Raw genomic sequence first — 17485 nt, forward strand, 5'->3', positions numbered from 1 at the left:
GCCGAGTAGAACACTCCTGACAGTACGTGTCAGGAGTGCCGGCGCACAATCCTGACCTTCGGGCGGAGTGCTTCCATACGGGCCGCGCCCCCATTCCAAGCAGGGGACTGCGATGCAATTGCTGATCAATATCGACGTCGACGACCTCGCGCACGGCATCGGCTTCTACCAGCACGGCCTTGGCCTGCGCCTGGCGCGCAAGCTGTTCGACGGCTCCGTGGCGGAAATGCTGGGCGGCGGCGCGCCGATCTACCTGCTGGCCAAGGCGCCGGGCACCAGGCCAAGCGCGCGCGCCGACAGCCGCCGCGGCGATCGCCGGCACCGGACGCCGGTGCACCTCGATTTTGTGGTGGCGGACCTGGAAAGCGCGGTGGAACGTGCGCTGGAAGCCGGCGCCGAACTGGAGGACTGGCCGCAGGATTTTGCCTGGGGGCGGCAGGCGAAGCTGTCCGACCCTTTTGGCCATGGGCTCTGCTTTACCGAGTGGAAGGGTGAAGGTTATGGCGCCACCGAAGCGGGAAAGGAAACCAGGGAGCCGGCGCTGCAGGATCGATAGCGCCATAGCCCGGCCGTGCCCGCGCGGCCGGGCCAAAGGAAGTACGCCGGCTGGCGGCGCGAGGCCATCCCCAAAAGTGGATATGCAAGCGCGGTTTGCTTCGTTGGTGGCGCGACAACCTTGTTTTATCGTCTCTCGGGTGCAACTTCGAGAAGACAACGCGGCATGTCCAACTTCGACCCGGACCTGAACGATCCCTTCGTCGCCCGCGCGGTGGTGCTGCGCGAGACCTTCCATACCGATGCCGTCGCCCGCGACAAGGCTGGCGGCCGGCCTACCGAACAAATCCGCTGGCTCAAGGAAAGCGGCCTGCTTTCAGCGGGCATTCCCGCGGTGTACGGCGGGGGCGGTGCATCTTGGCTTTCACTGCTGCGGGTCGTGCGTGAATTCGCGCGTACCGATGGCTCGCTGGCCCACCTCTTCGGCTACCACCATCTGCCCGTGCACGCCGTGCAGGCGCGCGGCACGCCGGCACAGCAGGAACGCTGGCTGCGCGCCGCCGCCAGGGCGCAATGGCTGTGGAGCAACTCGGGCAATGCGCTGTCGAAGACGTCCAGTGCGCAGCGCGCCCCCGGCAACAATGGCTGGGTGGTCACCGGATTCCGGCCCTTCTCCAGCGGCAGCCATGTGGCGGACGTGATCCAGCTGGCATGGGAGAACGCGCTGGGCCAACGCCTGATGGGCGTGGTGCCGGCCGATCGCGCGGGCATCGTGATCGAGGATGACTGGGATGGCATCGGCCAGCGCCAGACCGGCAGCGGCACCGTAACGTTCAACGGCGTGCTGGTGCGCGACGATGAACTGCTTGGCAAGCCCGACGATCCGCTCACCCCTTTCGCATCGCTGACCACGCTGCTGCAGCAAAGCGTGCTGCTCAACGTGTTTGTGGGCACGGCGCAGGGCGCGCTCGACGAAGGCCGCGCCTATACCGCCACGCAATCGCGCCCATGGATCCACTCGGGCGTGGAGCGCCATGTCGATGATCCGTGGGTCCAGCGCAAATACGGCGAGCTCGCCATCCGCACCTTGGCGGCAACCGAGCTGGCCGACCAGGCGGCGCGCAGCCTGGATGCCATCTATGGCTACGGACAGGCGCTGACGCTGGAGCAGCGCGGGCCCGTAGCCATCGCGCTGGCCACCGCCAACCTGTACGCCGGGGAAACCGGCCTGGCCGTATCGAACGAGATCTTCGAGGTGATGGGCGCGCGTTCTGCCACCACCGCCAATGGCTTCGACCGCTTCTGGCGCAACGTGCGCACCCACACGCTGCACAACCCGGCCGAGTACAAGAAACGCACGGTGGGCACGTGGTTGCTTACGGGCGAGTTCCCCTCGCCTGCCATCTATCGCTGAGACAGACCCATCATGACCGCCAACGTCGCCTTTCTTCACGCGCAGGCCGAACCAGCGCCCGCGCTGTTCGAGCCGGACACCAGCAACCCCTTCATCGCCCGCGCGGTCTCGCTGCGCGAGCGCTTTGCCGAAGACGCCATCGCCCGCGACCAGGCCGGCGGGAAACCCGCGGAGCAGATTCGCTTGCTCAAGGAACACGGCCTGCTTGCGCTGCTGCTGCCGCGCGAAGTCGGCGGCCAGGGCGAAACCTGGTCGACCGTGCTGCGCATGACGCGCCTGTTCGCGCAGGTGGACGGCTCGCTCGGCCATCTGTTCGGCTATCACTACAGCAGCCTGCTGAGCCCGCGCTTGCGCAACGCGCCGCAGAAAGCCGCCAGCCTTTGGCGCCGCTCGGCTGAAGGCAACTGGTTCTGGGGCAACACGGCGAACAGCTTTTCCAGGAGCCTGTCTGGACGGCGCGATGGCGAGTGGTTCGTGCTGGACGGCTACCGTCCCTTCACCTCCGGCTCGCACGTGGCCGACTTCCTGGCGATTGCCTGGGAAGACGCAGACGGCGGCGAACGCCGCTTTGCCGCGATTCCCGCGGACCGCGCAGGCATCGTGATCGAGGACGACTGGGATGGCATCGGCCAGCGCCAGACCGGCAGCGGCCGCGTCACCTATCAGGGCGTGCGCGTGCACGAGAGCGAAGTGCTCGGGCAGCCGGTGCCGTTGAACCCCACCGGCGCGCCGGCCGAGCCCTACCGCACGGTCACGCCGCTGCAGCAGCAAAGCGTGCTGCTCAATGTGTTTATTGGCACGGCCCAAGGTGCGCTGCGCGCCGGGCGTGAGTACACGGTGCATCAGTCGCGCCCGTGGATCCACTCAGGCGTGGAGCGCCATGTGGACGACCCGTGGGTGCGCCGGCAATACGGCGAGCTCTGGGTCAAGACCCAGGCAGCCACCGCGCTGGCCGACCGCGCGCTGCTTGCGCTCGACAGCGTGATCGCACGCGGCGAAGCGCTCAGCGCCGAGGAGCGCGGCGAAGCGGCCGTGGCCATTGCGGCGGCCAACGTGCTGGCCGGCGAGGTCGCGCTGCAGGTCTGCAGCGAGATCTTCGAGGTCACGGGCGCGCGCTCGGCGGTGCGCAAGACCGGCCTGGACCGCTTCTGGCGCAACGTGCGCATCCATACCTTGCACAACCCGTCCGAGTACAAGACCCGCAATGTCGGCCGCTGGGTGCTGGGCGAAGGCCATCCGGAACCGGGGACCTACCAATGAGTGCATCGAACGGGGCGCGCCAGCGCCAGCTCCACCTCAACATCAACATCCTGCACTCGGGCTTTGTGCCCTCGGCCTGGCGGCTGCCTGACAGCGATCCCGCCGCCTTTACCGACGTGCGCCACTACATCCGCGTGGCGCAGATCGCTGAAGCCGGCAAGCTCGACGCGGTGTTCCTGGCGGACAACGCCGCGATCGTCGACCAGATTCATTTCCGACCGATCCCGGCGCTGGAACCCACGGTGCTGCTGGCCAGCATCGCGGCGGCGACCACGCATATCGGCCTGATCGGCACGGCGTCCACCAGCTACAACGAGCCCTACAACATCGCGCGGCGCTTCGCCACGCTAGACCATGTCAGCGCGGGGCGCGCCGGCTGGAACGTGGTCACCACGGCCGATGTGCCGTCGGCGCGCAATTTCGGGCGCGATGCGGCGCCGGACCATGCGCAGCGCTATGCGCGGGCGGCCGAATTCACGTCCGTCGTCAAGGCCCTGTGGGACAGCTGGGAGGACGACGCCTTTATCGGCGACAAGGCATCGGGCCGCTTCGTCGACACCGCCAAGGTGCAGCCGATCGCGCACCGTGGCGAGCATTTCAGCGTCCAGGGGCCACTTAACCTGCCGCGCTCTGCGCAAGGCCATCCGGTGGTGGTGCAGGCCGGCGGCTCCGCCGACGGGCGCGAGCTGGCCGCACGCCATGCCGAGGCCGTGTTCTCGGCATCGCAATCGTTCGAGGAATCGCTGGCCTACGGGCGCGAGCTCAAAGCGCGCGCACAGGCGCTCGGGCGCGGGCCCGATGCCGTGCAGGTGCTGGCCGGCACGCTCGGCATCACGCCGGACCGCCTGAAGCTGGACGAACGGCTGCCGCACAACCTCGCGTTGCCCGCCAACGGCAACGGCAACCACACCTTCTTCAACGCCACGCTGGCGCTGGCGCAGCGTCATGGCTACACCGTGCGCGAACTGATCCGCGAACTGGCAGGCGGCGGCGGCCACCGCGTGATCGTGGGCACACCCGAGCAGATTGCTGACGACATCGAGCGCTGGTTCCGTCACGGCGCGGCCGATGGCTTCAACCTGATGCCGGATGCGTTGCCCGACGGGCTGCGGGACTTTGTCGACGGCGTGGTGCCGATCCTGCAGCGGCGCGGCATTTTCCGCACGCAGTACGAAGGCAGCACGCTGCGCGAGCACCTGGGGCTGGCACGACCGCAAGGCCGGCAAAGCACACGCATAGCCGCCTGATATCCCTCAACAACCGATAAGCAATCATGGCTCAACGTAGCGGTTTCCTCAGCCTGGGCGCCTTTCTTTACCCCAGCGGCCACCATATCGCCGCCTGGCGCCATCCCGATGCCAAGGCCGACGCGGGCATCGACTTCAAGCATTACATTGCGCTCGCCCAGGCCGCCGAGGCAGCGAAGTTCGACCTGGTCTTCCTGGCCGACGGCGTAGGCACGCGCGGCGACGATGTCGAGTTCCTCAGCCGTACCGCGCACAGCTACCAGGCGCAGTTCGAGCCCATCACGCTGCTGTCCGCGCTGGCCGCGGTGACGCAGCGCATCGGCCTGGTCGGCACCGTCTCGACGAGCTTCAACGAGCCGTATCACGTGGCGCGCAAGTTCGCCTCCCTGGACCATATCTCGGGCGGGCGTGCCGGCTGGAACCTGGTCACCTCATCCAACGAGCACGAAGCGCGCAACTTCAACCGCGACCACCATTTCGCCCACGCCGAGCGCTACGAGCGCGCGGCGGAGTTCGCCGATGTGGTCACCGGGCTGTGGAACAGCTGGGAGGACGATGCCTTCCTGCGCGACAAGGCCAGCGGCCGCTACTATGAGCCTGCAAGGCGCCATGTGCTGGGCCACAAGGGGAAGCATTTCTCGGTGCAGGGGCCACTCAACGTGTCGCGCACGCCACAGGGCCATCCGGTCGTGGTGCAGGCCGGCTCCTCCGAAGCCGGCAAGGAACTGGCCGCGCGCACGGGCGAAGCCGTGTTCACGGCGCAGCAGACGGTGGAAGATGCCGTGGCGTTCTACGCCGACGTCAAGGGCCGGCTTGCCCGCTACGGGCGCGAGCCGGATGACCTGAAGATCCTGCCCGGCGTATTCCCGGTGGTGGGCCAGAGTGAAAGCGAAGCCAAAGAGAAATTCGAGCAACTGCAAGCGCTGATCGACCCGGTGGTCGGCCTGGCGCTGGTGTCTGGCCTGACGGGCGGCTTCGACCTGTCAGGCTATCCGCTCGACGGCCCGATTCCCGAGTTGCCCGAGACCAATGCCAGCAAGAGCCGCCAGCGCCTGATGATCGAGCTTGCGCGGCGCGAGAACCTGACCATCCGCCAGCTTTACCAGCGCGTTGCGGGTGCGCGCGGCCACTGGCAGGTGATCGGCACACCCAAGCAGATCGTCGACCAGCTCGAAGAGCGCTTCCGTCAATACGGCGCCGACGGCTACAACATCATGTCGCCGGTGCTGCCGGGCGGACTCACCGATTTCATCGCGCTGGTGCTGCCTGAGCTGCGCCGCCGCGGCCTGTTCCGCGCGGAGTACGAAGGCAGCACGCTGCGCGAGCACCTTGGGCTCAAGCGCCCCGTCCATCCAGCGGCTTGCGCCAGGCCCGCCGCCTCAACCCTTGCCGCTGCAGCATGACGACAACCTCTTCCTTCCCCGGCTCCGATCCCGATTTCCTCGCGCGCGAGACGCTGCGCCTGCTCGGCCCCGCGCCCGACAACTGGGTGCCGGACCACGCCGGCATCGACCACAACGTGGCCATCGTCGGTGGCGGCCAGAGCGGCAGCGCCTATGCCTTCGCGCTGCGCCGCGCGGGCATCGGCCGCGTGACGGTGCTCGACGCCGCGCCAGACGGTGCGCTGGCCGGCGTCTGGCGCACGCGCGCGCGCATGCGCAAGCTGCGCACGCCCAAGAACCTGGTCGGGCCGGAGCTCGGCCTGCCGACACTGGGCTTCCAGGCCTGGTATGAAGCACGGCACGGCGCCGAGGCCTATGCCGCCATCGACCGCATTGCGCGCCTGGACTGGGCCGATTACCTGGACTGGTACCGCAACTTCCTCGGCGTGCCGGTGCGCTACGCCACGCGCGTGGTACGCATCGAGCCCGTAAGCGGCGCCGCGCCGCAGCGCTTCCGGCTGCATCTTGAAGTAAACGGGCAAGCGCGCATCGAGACCGCACGCAAGGTCATCCTGGCCAATGGCGTGGCCGGCAATGGGGCTGCGTTCGTGCCCGCTGTGTTATCGCAGGCCGTGGCCGCCGGGCTGGCCGCGCATACGGCCGATGCCATCGACTTCGACGCGCTGCGCGGCAAGACGGTCGCCGTGCTCGGCGCGGCGGCCTCCGCCTTCGATGCCGCCGCCGTGGCGCTGGAATCCGGCGCGGCCGCCGTGCACCTGTTCGCGCGCCGCGACCATATCGCCGCCACGCCGGTATCGCGCGTGCGCGCCTACCCCGGCCTTTACGACAATTACCACGCCCTGCCCGATGCCACGCGCTGGGAGCAAGTCATCCGCTATCGGCGCGCCGGCTCCACGCCACCGGCCGACTCGGTGGAGCGGGTGCTAAAATTCCCGCAGTTCCATCTGCACCTGAGCACGTCGCTGTCCACCGCCGAGGTGGAGTCCGGGCGCATCGTCACCGAGGTGCAAGGGCAGACCCTGCGCTTCGACTTTGCGATTGCCGGCACGGGCTACCTGGTGGATCCGTCAGCGCGTGCGGAACTGGCCGGCATTGCGCCGCATATCCTGCGCTGGCGCGACCGCTACCAGCCCCCGGCCGATGCGCGCGACGACGAGCTCGCCGCGTCGCCCTATCTGGGCAGCGGCCTTGAGTATCTAGAGAAAACACCAGGTGCCGCGCCGTGGCTGCGCGATCTCCATGTACATAACCCCGCAGGTTTCGCCAGCGTCGGCGTGCCGCTGGGCGATGTGCCCAGCATGCGGCGCGATATTCCGGGCTCGGTCGCCCGCATCAGCCGGGATCTGCTGCTGGCGGACCTGGCGCTGCATGAGCAGCGGATTCGTGGGGACGTGCCGGCGGATTTTGGGGCGGAGTTCTATGCTGGCGCGGTCTGGAAGCCCGCGGGCGCTGCGCTCGCGGCGGCTTGAGGTGGCTTGAGGCCACTGGCAAGGCCTTTTAACCTGAACAGATCAAGCCAGAAATCTCGTCAGGATCCGATGTACTTGTAGTACAGAGCCAGTTTCCCGTTGTTTTCTGAAACTTCAATATGAAGAATAGCCTCACCGGGCCTGCCATTTTCAAAGAGCACGCACTCCATTCCTAGTGCCTTACCGTTGGTTTCATAGACATCAATGCATGGCCTTTTCTGCGTACGCGAATCAAAGGCCGCCTCCAGTGGCGCAATGGATAAGATTGCCCCCACATCGAAGTATTCATCAACGCACTCGAATATCTCTTCGGCCACTGCGCCGGAAATGCCAAACTTGTGCTGTAGCGCCTGTGCATCTCGCAGGCCAATGGTCTCGATAAATCGCTTCGCCTCGTCATAGGCCTGCTGCCTTGTTGGCGTTCGCATGGGTCGGCTCCGCGATGGCAAGACATCGAGGCGCAAATCTAGCACGACAAGGACCTAGCGTGAATTTTGCGGGGGGCCCCGTGGATAGGCAGTCCCCTGGACAGGCATTCCATCCAGGATAAGCAGAGAAAGAAAGCCGCAAGCTCAGGACAGGTCCGCCCCAAGCGCGGCAGTCACCCCCGCAGCCTTGCCGATCCGCCACGCAAATCCGCCGGGCCCTTCCGGGATGCCGGGATATGATCCGGGGCTATTGAGCAATTGCCGGATCTGGTGTACACATCGAGTTGCCCCACTTTCAGTGACATGTCCAGCGACACATCTGTATTGCTCGGGGCAGAGCAGGCCATTCTCCGTCCTTTGACGTGTGCGCGATGCCGGCCACACCGGGCTGCAGCGTGGTACCGCCATAGAGGTTGCCAATTTCCCCCGGGTCTCCTTCGTAGACACGATGCCTTTTACTACCCGCCGCGCCAATGGAACGCAGTCCGATCCGCCGCCTTGCCCGCATGCAGAGGCAACTGAGCCTCGTGCCGTTCGTCGTCATTCCGTTGGCGCTAATGCTGGCCGGCACGCTCTGCTGGGGCATATTCCGCGTCGTGGAGGATCAGCAAGAACGGATCGACATCCATTTTTCCGAACTCACTGGCTATATCCGGGAGCAGGAGGCCTTCCTGATACGCCTGCGGACGCGAGTCCGGAGCTTGCATCCCGATGATGAAACGGGTGATGTGAAGCTGCGGCGCATCGATTCGAGCGCCCATGGCGGCGTGAAGCTGTTCGAGGCGCGGGTGCCGCGCACGTCGGTCATGTTCAGCATTGCCTGCGCGAGCACGGCAGACTGTCCTGCGCCAGACAGCGCCGTGCTCCGGCTCGGTCCCTTTTTTTCCGATTACTACAGCACGTACTGGGCCGCATCCCAGCAGCCTGCGGCAGATGCCTTCCTGATCGCGGCGCATGCCGATGCCAGTGTCGGCATGCCGGCGTTGCGCTCCACGCCGGAGAACAGGCCGCAGGAGTACGGCGCGGTGCTCTCGATGGTCGCGCAGCATGCCGGCACGCACGCAGGCGAGCGCGACGTTGCATCGGGGGCTGTCAGCTGGCTGCGCGCCGATCCGGCGGCCGGGGGGGCAGGCAAGATGCTCGCCGTCCTGCCGCTCGACGCCGCGGCGGCCAGACCGCGAGCGACGGAATCCGGCAACGAGACGCTCTACGCTGCCGCGCTGCTGAGCCTGGATAGGATTGGCAATATTCGGGGTTCTCTGAAAACACCCGGCTACGACGATTTCTGGCTGGAAGACAAGGCCCGCACCACCTTTGCGGGCAAGACGCCGTTGCCCGCATCGAAGGCGGACGGCGTCACCTTTGCCACCGATGGACTGTACTTTCGGCTGAAAGACCCGAAAGGCGCGTGGCACGCGCTATACCGCATCAGCTACCCGACCTTTTTCCGCCACAACAAGGGTCTGCCGGTCCTCCTCGCACTGCTGGTGCTGCTCGGGCTAGGCGGCGCCTTGTCGTTCGTGCGCTGGTACAACCGGCGCGTGGTGTTGCCGGCGCGCCGGGCGCAGGAGCGGCTGGCGCAAGCCGACGCATTCTGCCACGCGCTTATAGAGACCGCGCCCGTGGCGCTGTGCATTTACAGCCGGGCGGACGGCGCGGCGCTGTTCGGCAACCATCTGGCAAAGCAATGGCTGAACCTGGCCCCGGACCTGGATACGCACCCGGACCTGCAGTGCGTTCTCGACAATCCGTCTCAGGCCACGCAAGTGCTTGCTGCCGCCCTGCCCGGCACCATCGGGGAAATCCGGGGCGATGGCAGCAGGCCGCTCTCCCTGGCTTTCGCGCCTGCCCGCTACCACGGTCAAGCGGTGCTGCTGTGCGCGTTTTCCGATATCAGCGCACGCAAGGAAACAGAACGCGGCCTGGCCAAGGGAGGGCAGGATGCCGACAGCGCGAGCGCGGCCAGGACCACCTTCCTGGCCTCGATGAGCCACGAAATCCGCACGCCGTTGTATGGCGTAATGGGCGCCTTGGAACTCCTGGAGCTCACCAGCCTTGGCAACGTGCAGGGGCAGTATGTCCAGACTATCCGCAACGCGTCGGAAGCACTGATGCAGATCATCAGCGACGTGCTGGATATCGCCAAGATCGAGGCGCGGCAGCTGTCAGTCGAGGCCGACGACTTCTGCCTGCTATCGCTGGTGGAGGCCACCATCAGCCGCCATGCCGCCAGTGCCGGGCAAAAGGGCCTGCTCCTGTACGCCTGCGTGGCGCCCGAGCTGCCTGAACGCCTGCGTGGCGATTCAGTCCGAATTCAGCAAATCCTGAACAATCTGCTGTGCAATGCCATTAGATCCACTGAATCCGGTCACGTGATTCTCCGCGTCCGGCAAGTTTCGGCAGATCGCGATGGCGTGACGCTGCGCTTCCAGGTAGTCGACACGGGGGTCGGGATCCCGCAGGAATGTCAAGCGGAACTCTTCACGCCGTTCCACCGGATCGACAGCAAACTGCATGCGGTAAGCGGCGCCGGATTGGGCTTGTCCATCTGCATGCGCCTGGCAACGTTGATGCATGGGGACATCCGGGTGGTCAGCGATCCGGGCCTGGGAAGCAGCTTTTCGCTGACGCTCCCCCTGTCGCATGCCGCGACGCAGGTACCATCGCAAGCGCCCGTGCTGACGGGAAAATCCGTCTACGTGCGATCCCCGAGCAAGGAGTTGACCGACAATGTGTGCGCATGGCTAAGGCGCTGGGGAGCCACCACCCACACCGCAGACGATGCCCCTGTCGATACCGCGCGGCCTGCGCATCTGCTGGACCTTCTCGTCGCCTACCCGGTTCCCGAGGGCTGGAGCGGGAATTACCTGTTTGCCGGCAACCCGCCCGCTGCCGCGCACGCTGCTGTGTCAGCGGGGCGTGGCAACCTGAGTGCGCACAGTGTGCAAGCGGTCGGCAGCGCTATCGCGCTGGCGGGGCCGGTTACATCCGCACCGGCCGACAGGCAGGCGGAACCTCTCGCCGCCGACGCACGGCTTCGGGTGCTCGTGGCCGAGGACAACGCTATCAATGGAATGATCCTCAAGGAGCAACTCGAACAGATCGGCTGCCTGGTTGCCCTGGTCCGCAATGGGGTGGATGCGCTGGCCCGATGGCACCCCGACCTGTTCGATGTCGTGATCACGGACATCAACATGCCAAGGGCAAATGGCTACGAGCTGGCCGAAGCGTTGAGGCAACAAGGCTACGCGGGTCCTATTGTGGGGATCACCGCCAACGCGATGCGCGAAGAGGAACAACGCTGCCTGGACGCAGGCATGACGTCCTGGCTGGCCAAGCCATTTGACGTCGGGGCGCTACGGGCCCATCTCCAGTTCATTCGCTCGCCTGCTGTCATACCGCATGCGGCGCACACTGTCCCGCGGGCGCCGGCCAGTCAAGATGAAGCCGGGTTCGTGCCGATCAGGTTCCGCAACTTATTCACCGAGACCATGCGAGACGATATCGCGGCGCTCAATCGAGCCATGGTGAATGCGTCCGCCGGCAGCGCCCTGGATACGTTGCATCGTATGCGCGGAGCGCTGGCTACCGTAAAATTGTTCAGCCTCGTGAAATACTGCGAATCCCTGGAGGAAGACATTCGCAGCGAAGGCCTCCAGAAAAAGCAGAAGGCCGGCATAACACTGGTTACCTCGCAGATCGAGGCCATTCTTGCCGAATTTTGACAATCGACCAGACGGAGACCTCTCTTTATCCGATTTTTGAACTCCATGAAAAAAACCAAAATCATCTTAGCGGACGATCATCCCCTGGTGCTCATGGGAATACGCGAAGTCATTGAACGGGACCTGCGTTTCGTGGTGGTTGATTCCGCCTCGGGTCCCTCGGACCTGATCGCCAAGATTCCCGTTGCCCGTCCGGATATCATCGTCACCGACTTTGCCATGCCTGGTGATTTGGTCTTCGGAGATGGCCTGAGGCTCATCGAGTACCTGGCCAGGACGTTTCCCGGCGTCAAGCTGCTGGTTCTGACAATGCTCACCAACCCGATCATCGTATCAGCGCTGTACGATGCCGGCGCGCACGGTGTGGTGCTCAAGGGCGATTCTCTCAACGACATCCTCGCCGCCCTGTTCGCGATCCGGAGTGGCCGCAGATACATTCCATCCTCCCTCCAGGAGACGCTTCGCGCGAGTTCGGGGGCGGACTCCATTGGCGAGCGAATCAAGATGCTGTCGCCCCGGGAATACGAAGTGCTTCGCCATTTCGTTGGCGGGGACTCGGTTCAGGATATCGCCAGGCACTTCAGCCGCAGTGTCAAGACCGTGAGTGGCCACAAGGTGTCAGCAATGCAAAAGCTCGGTGTCACAACCGACCAGCAACTCATTGCCTTCTGCATTGCTACCGACCTTTTTCAGTAGCAGGATGCCATGGGCACGCCCAGGCACCGGCATCGCGCAGGGCGGGGGCGCCCTGCCGCGCGAAAAAAAACCCAAGCGGCCTGCGAGGGTCGCTTGGGTGGGTAGAAGTCCGGACAAAGGGAGGGAATCCTCGCCGGAATCGGGGTTCGGCATCACCAGGGAGCGTTGATGCCGACGAAGTCAAGAATACTGAAGTCATCACGCTTCTACTACCAGACAATTCTGGTTTTGCAGCAACGTGTCGGCGTTGACAGCCAATGGGCGACCGGCTGGCGGCGGTGGCTGATCATCACCAGATCGTCGTCGGCTTGCACGAACTCATCTAATCAGACAGTCAACCCTATAGCCAATCAGAATTAATCGTTGCCACGGTTTTCCAACTTTTTTCGTTACGAACCAATTCGCGATTGACGAATTTAAATTTCGTGCGACCCGAAGCCCTAAGAAGAATAGCGTGAACCGGCGGCAACTCCGCCGGGGCCGGGCGCGGGAGAGGTTGGGCGAACCGGTCCGCGCCTCACTGCGATGCGTGGCTCACCTGCACCGCCCCCCGAGCAGTGCACGCGTCATTAAGCGCGGCGATAATCTCACTTCATTTATTTTTTCCAAAAACAAGAACTATCCTGTTCCGCTGCCTGGGAATTCTGGCGAACATCTGCTGAGGCACGCGATCCATACCGGGGCCGTGGAGGCCGCGATGCACTTTCACTTTCACGTAACCTCACGTAACCAAGCCATCGGAAGATCGTCTGCCGCCCGGCGGGCACGCTCCGCTGGGCGGCGAACCGGTTTTGCACAGATTCGTTGATCGGAGGGCATAGTTGTGCCAGTCAGAGTGCTTCTTGCGGATGACCGTTCCACATCGCAGAAAAAGATGCGCCAGGTGCTGGCGCTGATGGGTGACGTCGAGATCGTCGGAGAGCCTGTGGATTCCGCCGAACTGATGCAGTGGCTGAGCAGGGGCAGGACCAAGGCCGATGTCCTGCTCTGCGCCTTCTTTCGTCCGGGCGGGCGATTCAACGACAACATCGCATTGCTGGATCTTCTGCATGACACCTGCCCTCGCTTGCGGGTCGTGATCATCACGAGGGCAGCCAGCCCGTTGGTCCTGCGCGCCATGATCGTCTCGGGCGCCCATGGCCTGCTGCTGAGGAGCGACCCGGCAAGGGAGATCGCGGGCGCCCTGCGCGCTGTCGCGCGAGGGCGAATGTACATCGCCGAATCGGTGCGCAGGCGGATGGCTCACTCGCGCATGGCCGAGGCGCCGATCGACGTCTTTGCCAACGACTGCATCTCGGCGCGGGAGACCGAAGTGCTGCGCCGCTATACGCGCGGCATGACCATCGGTGAGATCGCCACGGCGCTGGGCCGCAGCATCAAGACCGTAAGCACGCAGCGCATTGCGGGCATGAAAAAACTCGGACTTGCAAACGACCGCGAGCTGTATGAGTACGCATTCGCATTTCGGTTTGCCCCCGCCAACGAGGATAAGGCTGCAAAGACAGTCAACTCCCTGCGCGGATAACGGCACTCCGGGGTCTAGCCAGCGGAATCGCGGGTGGTCAACGCCGACCACTGCTGGGATCGAAGATTGAGAATTGTCCGATAGGAAAGCCTTCCGATCGGCGGCATCATTCGACAATGCATTCCCATCGACTTCGTGCTGGGCGCGGTAGCGTCAACATATCGCCGCCCCGCGTCGCCGTTGTGATGCTATATCTTCTGGCCGCGGCCTTGCTGCTTTGCGCGGGCATGGCTGCGGTGTTGTACCTGGAGTCTCGATTCGAGAGGGAAATTTCCGCCTATCGGCGCCAGATGAATGCCGCGGCGTATAACGCGCAGGTTTTCCTCGGGCGACGTAGTTCGCTGCTGATCTCCCTGATCGACTCCATATCCGAAGGCAGCGGCAAGACGGTCCGGTTGCCGACAAGCGAGGCACATCACATCGAAGCGATTTCGCTCGCTATCGATCCGCAGGCCGGGAAGAGCTGGACCTTGTATGTGACCGAACGGGACAGGGACGCCATCGCGCGTTCAGGCGCCCATCTGGTCTACTGGACCGCCACCCGGTCCACCCAGGCGGGGCCGACCAGCGCCCGCCGTGGAATTCGCGAGACGCTCTCGCCCGAGGTGACGAACATGCTGGTTGCGCGGCACGCGCAATCGGCGGACGCCGGGTCGATCATCTGGGCCAGCGATCGTATTCATCACCGCCTGTACATGTTTGGCCGGGTCGATCCCGGTGAGAAGACGGCCGGCTGGCTCGGATTGGCGTTGGACAATGTCGAGCCGGGTCTCCTGCTGTCCAAGCCTGGCCTGAGCTATATGCTGCTGGACCGTCACGACAACGTTGTTCTCGAAAGCGCGGAAGATGCCGAATTAAGGCGCGATCTGGCAAGCATGACGCGCGAGGATGCGTTTCTTCGATACGGCATGGGCCCGATACCGAAGTACCTCACGCTCAGCAAGGCGGTTGGCGACGACGGCTGGCGTGTTGTCTATTTCATTCGTGCCAGCGCGCTGCTCAGGGCGTGCATGCCGGCTGTCCGGCTGGCGCTGGGGGGCTTCCTGTTGCTGATCATCGGCATGGGCATCGGCATCGTGTATATCAACCGGCACCAGTTGCTGCCGGCGCGGCGGCAGTTTGACAGCCTGATTGAAAGCGAAGCCTTCAGCCGCTCCATGATCGAGGCGGCACCGGTGGCATTGTGCGTGCTTCGCCGCCGCGACGGCAATGTGCCACTTGCCAACGGATTGGCGCGAAACTGGCTGGATCCCGACGTCTCGTGGCGCGAAGCCGCGCTGTCCAGGGACCGCCATCCGGGCAGCGGCCGCGAACTGGTACTGCATGACGGCCGCAGCGTCCATGTGTCTTTCGCGGCAGCGCGCTACCAGGGCGAAGACGTGGTGATCTGCGCGTTCAGCGACATCACGGCCCGCAAGGAATTGGAAGCGGCAACGCAGCTGGCCATGCAACGAGCGGAAGCCGCCAATGAGGCCAAGACCATTTTCCTGACCACCATGAGCCATGAGATTCGTACGCCGCTATACGGCATTCTGGGAACACTTGAGCTCCTGGCCTTGAGCGGCCCGTCAGGGCAGCAGCGGGAGTACATCAAGGCCATCGAAAGATCCTCGGATTCCCTGTTGCAGGTAGTGGATAACACGCTGGACATCTCGCGAATCGAAGCCGGGAGCCTGATGCTCGAACCAGCGGCCTTCTCTCCGCTCGACCTGACGGAGGACGTGCTTTGCGCGTACGCCGCACGCGCCGAGCGCAAGGGCCTGCTCATCTACGCCTGCATCGATGCGGACATTCCCGGGAGCCTGCATGGCGATGCGGTTCGCGTGCGCCAGATCCTGAACAACCTTCTGAGCAACGCCATCAAGTTCACGCAGATGGGCCGAGTGGTGCTGCGCGCGCGGATGGTGGCAACCCGGCCGGAAGGCGTCGAACTGATGTGGCAGGTGGCGGACACCGGCGTCGGCATCTCCGCGCAAAGCCAGGAGCGCATCTTCGAGTCGTACTATCAGGCAAGCGGTACCCGGCAGGCGACGGCCAGTTCGGGTCTCGGCCTGTCGATCTGCCATCGGCTTGCCCGGCTGATGGGCGGCACTATCCAGGTGGTCAGCGAGCCTGGGCTCGGAAGCCTTTTCTCGGCTACGCTGCCCTTCTCACCGTCCTTCTCACCGTCCTTCTCGCCGTCCTTCTCGCCGTCCTTCTCGCCGTCCTTCTCGCCGTCCATCGATGCGCCGGATATCGTGATGCCTCAACTACGGCCTGGCGTGGTGTACGTGCGCTCGGACGTGAGGGAGATCGCCACGCACCTGTGTGCCTGGCTACGCCGTTGGGGTGCCGTTGCACAGCCGTACTCCGAAACGCAGGGAGGCTTGCATCGGGACGAGATACTGATCGATGTGCTGCCATCCGCGCGCGGTGATGTGCCCTGGGCGGGGATCAGGATTGTGGCGATACCGTTTGGACCCGATCATCCGCAGAAGACCGGGAGCGGCTGGCAGGTGAACGGATATCGGGTACGAGCGATCGGCCTCGCGGTCCGGTTGGCGCAGAACGATGCTGGCCAAAGCTGCTGATCACGCCCGGGCGCCGACGGCTCGCGTATGGTCAGCTCGGCGTTGCCAGCCTGGTTCTGGACACCATGCTCAGGGGAAAGTGAAGGTGAATTCGGCGGAGCCTCCCGCATAACCGGCCCTCACCTCGGCGTCGCTACCGGTGCGGATGTACTGCGCCGACAGCGGAAGCTTCGCGGTCCTGCCCGGCTTGTCGAGCGTCATCTCGTACTTCCTGGCCGCGCCCGGATCGCCATAGGAGATGCGCTCCCGGCTGCCGTCCTCGCGCGTCATGATGATGCCGAACCCCTGGGCCAGGCTCTGCCCGCCCGGTGCGCTGAGCCGCAAGACCGTCTTGTCCGCATTGGGGGGCATGGCCTTGTCCCTGAAACTGATCGTGGGCCTGGCGTTGGCCGCGCAATTGCTCAGGGCGATTTCGAAATGCTTCGGCGGGGACGTGTCGTTGAGCCTCTTGAACCGATCAATGGGAATACGCCCCAGATCGACCGGAATGATCTGGTTGGCCACCACGTCGCATCTGTTCAGAATCGGGGGCGGAGGGCCGCCGCCAATGCCGACGATACCGGTGCTGTCGTAGGTAATGGACTGACGGCATCCCGGGCCCAAGGTGGGCACCTGGAACGTGCTGCCCAGGCTCACCCCCACCGACTTCAGAAAATCCGCTGCGTAGATCTTCACCTGGAGACCAGCCTCAACATTGGTCACCTTGATCTCGCCCGCGGGGAGCGCATTCGGGTCCTTGGTCAGCACCAGGTACTGTTTGTAGCTGGCGATGGTCATACCGGTCTCCGTCGACTGAATGGGGTTGTACAAGACGTCCATCTTCTCGACGGCAAGCGGGTCGAGCTCCTTGCGCAAGGTCCGGGTGACACCGTCCGACGATATCGCTTCCCACTTGAAGCCGATGCCGTCAATATTCGTCGGCGCAAGGCCATCCGCTCCGATGGGCGGCCCGAACCCCAATGTCCAGTGCGCGCCCGTGACCAGTTCGTGAGCGACCCCCGGCGAAACCGAACCGAAGGTGAAGGACGTCGTCAATGCGAACCGCCGCTCCATCAGGATCGTGCCGATGGCCGTACTGCTGGTCAGGGGATTGGTGACCGTCCACGGCTGGATCTCCTGCGGATTGGGGTGCGTGCAGTTGATGGCTATGCGGTTTTGAAATTGCGCCTGGGCGCTGCCGCTCGCCAGCCCCAGCCCCAGCCCCAGCATTAGCATTAGCATTGGCACGGCAAGGAACAGGCGTACCGATTGGC

The 17485-nt window shown here is 64.6% G+C and carries 12 protein-coding genes; 10 read left to right on the forward strand and 2 right to left on the reverse strand.

Annotated features, from left to right (window positions below; all coding sequences use genetic code 11):
* The first annotated feature begins 112 nt into the window (after positions 1–112).
* From AC1RWI_RS04505 to AC1RWI_RS04530, 6 genes are all read left to right on the forward strand, one after another.
* Positions 113–556 carry a VOC family protein gene (locus AC1RWI_RS04505; protein ID WP_043347041.1) on the forward strand — a complete coding sequence of 148 codons (444 nt, stop codon included), beginning with the start codon at positions 113–115 and terminating at the stop codon, positions 554–556.
* Between the two features lie 165 nt (positions 557–721).
* Entirely contained in the window at positions 722–1909 is a 1188-nt protein-coding gene (locus tag AC1RWI_RS04510; protein WP_043347044.1) for an acyl-CoA dehydrogenase family protein, read from the forward strand.
* 12 nt (positions 1910–1921) lie between these two features.
* Positions 1922–3169 carry an acyl-CoA dehydrogenase family protein gene (locus tag AC1RWI_RS04515; protein WP_492864790.1) on the forward strand — a complete coding sequence of 416 codons (1248 nt, stop codon included), beginning with the start codon at positions 1922–1924 and terminating at the stop codon, positions 3167–3169.
* On the forward strand, positions 3166–4416 hold the full coding sequence (locus tag AC1RWI_RS04520) for an LLM class flavin-dependent oxidoreductase (protein ID WP_492864792.1): 1251 nt from the start codon (positions 3166–3168) through the stop codon (positions 4414–4416). Before AC1RWI_RS04515 ends, AC1RWI_RS04520 begins: the two co-directional genes overlap by 4 nt.
* Positions 4417–4442: 26 nt before the next feature.
* Positions 4443–5819: an LLM class flavin-dependent oxidoreductase gene (locus AC1RWI_RS04525; protein WP_043347052.1), complete on the forward strand. Its 1377-nt coding sequence runs from the start codon at positions 4443–4445 to the stop codon at positions 5817–5819.
* Positions 5816–7288 (forward strand): SidA/IucD/PvdA family monooxygenase, encoded by a 1473-nt coding sequence (locus AC1RWI_RS04530; RefSeq protein WP_492864794.1) that lies wholly within the window; start codon positions 5816–5818, stop codon positions 7286–7288. The genes AC1RWI_RS04525 and AC1RWI_RS04530 overlap by 4 nt, the downstream gene beginning before the upstream one ends.
* A 59-nt stretch (positions 7289–7347) precedes the next feature.
* On the opposite strand, the gene AC1RWI_RS04535 is transcribed toward AC1RWI_RS04530, so the two are convergent.
* Positions 7348–7716, reverse strand: a complete 369-nt coding sequence (locus AC1RWI_RS04535; RefSeq protein WP_492864796.1) for a hypothetical protein — start codon at positions 7714–7716, stop codon at positions 7348–7350.
* A 473-nt stretch (positions 7717–8189) separates the two neighbouring features.
* On the opposite strand from AC1RWI_RS04535, the gene AC1RWI_RS04540 reads away from it, so the two are divergent.
* The 4 genes from AC1RWI_RS04540 (at position 8190) to AC1RWI_RS04555 (ending at position 16232) form a co-directional block, all read left to right on the forward strand.
* Entirely contained in the window at positions 8190–11441 is a 3252-nt protein-coding gene (locus tag AC1RWI_RS04540) for a hybrid sensor histidine kinase/response regulator (RefSeq protein WP_492864798.1), read from the forward strand.
* A gap of 45 nt (positions 11442–11486) precedes the next feature.
* Positions 11487–12137 (forward strand): response regulator, encoded by a 651-nt coding sequence (locus AC1RWI_RS04545; RefSeq protein ID WP_043347061.1) that lies wholly within the window; start codon positions 11487–11489, stop codon positions 12135–12137.
* An 874-nt stretch (positions 12138–13011) separates the two neighbouring features.
* Complete coding sequence (locus tag AC1RWI_RS04550) at positions 13012–13662, forward strand: LuxR C-terminal-related transcriptional regulator (RefSeq protein ID WP_492864800.1); 651 nt, start codon at positions 13012–13014, stop codon at positions 13660–13662.
* Positions 13663–13889: 227 nt separating this feature from the next.
* A complete protein-coding gene (locus tag AC1RWI_RS04555) occupies positions 13890–16232 on the forward strand; it encodes an ATP-binding protein (protein ID WP_492864802.1) in 2343 nt (780 codons plus the stop codon).
* Positions 16233–16301: 69 nt separating this feature from the next.
* On the opposite strand, the gene AC1RWI_RS04560 is transcribed toward AC1RWI_RS04555, so the two are convergent.
* Positions 16302–17485 (reverse strand): fimbrial protein (locus AC1RWI_RS04560; protein ID WP_492864804.1); only part of this gene is annotated, 1184 nt, incomplete at its 5' end.

The sequence above is a fragment of the Cupriavidus sp. MPR-AND1C genome (assembly GCF_058809705.1).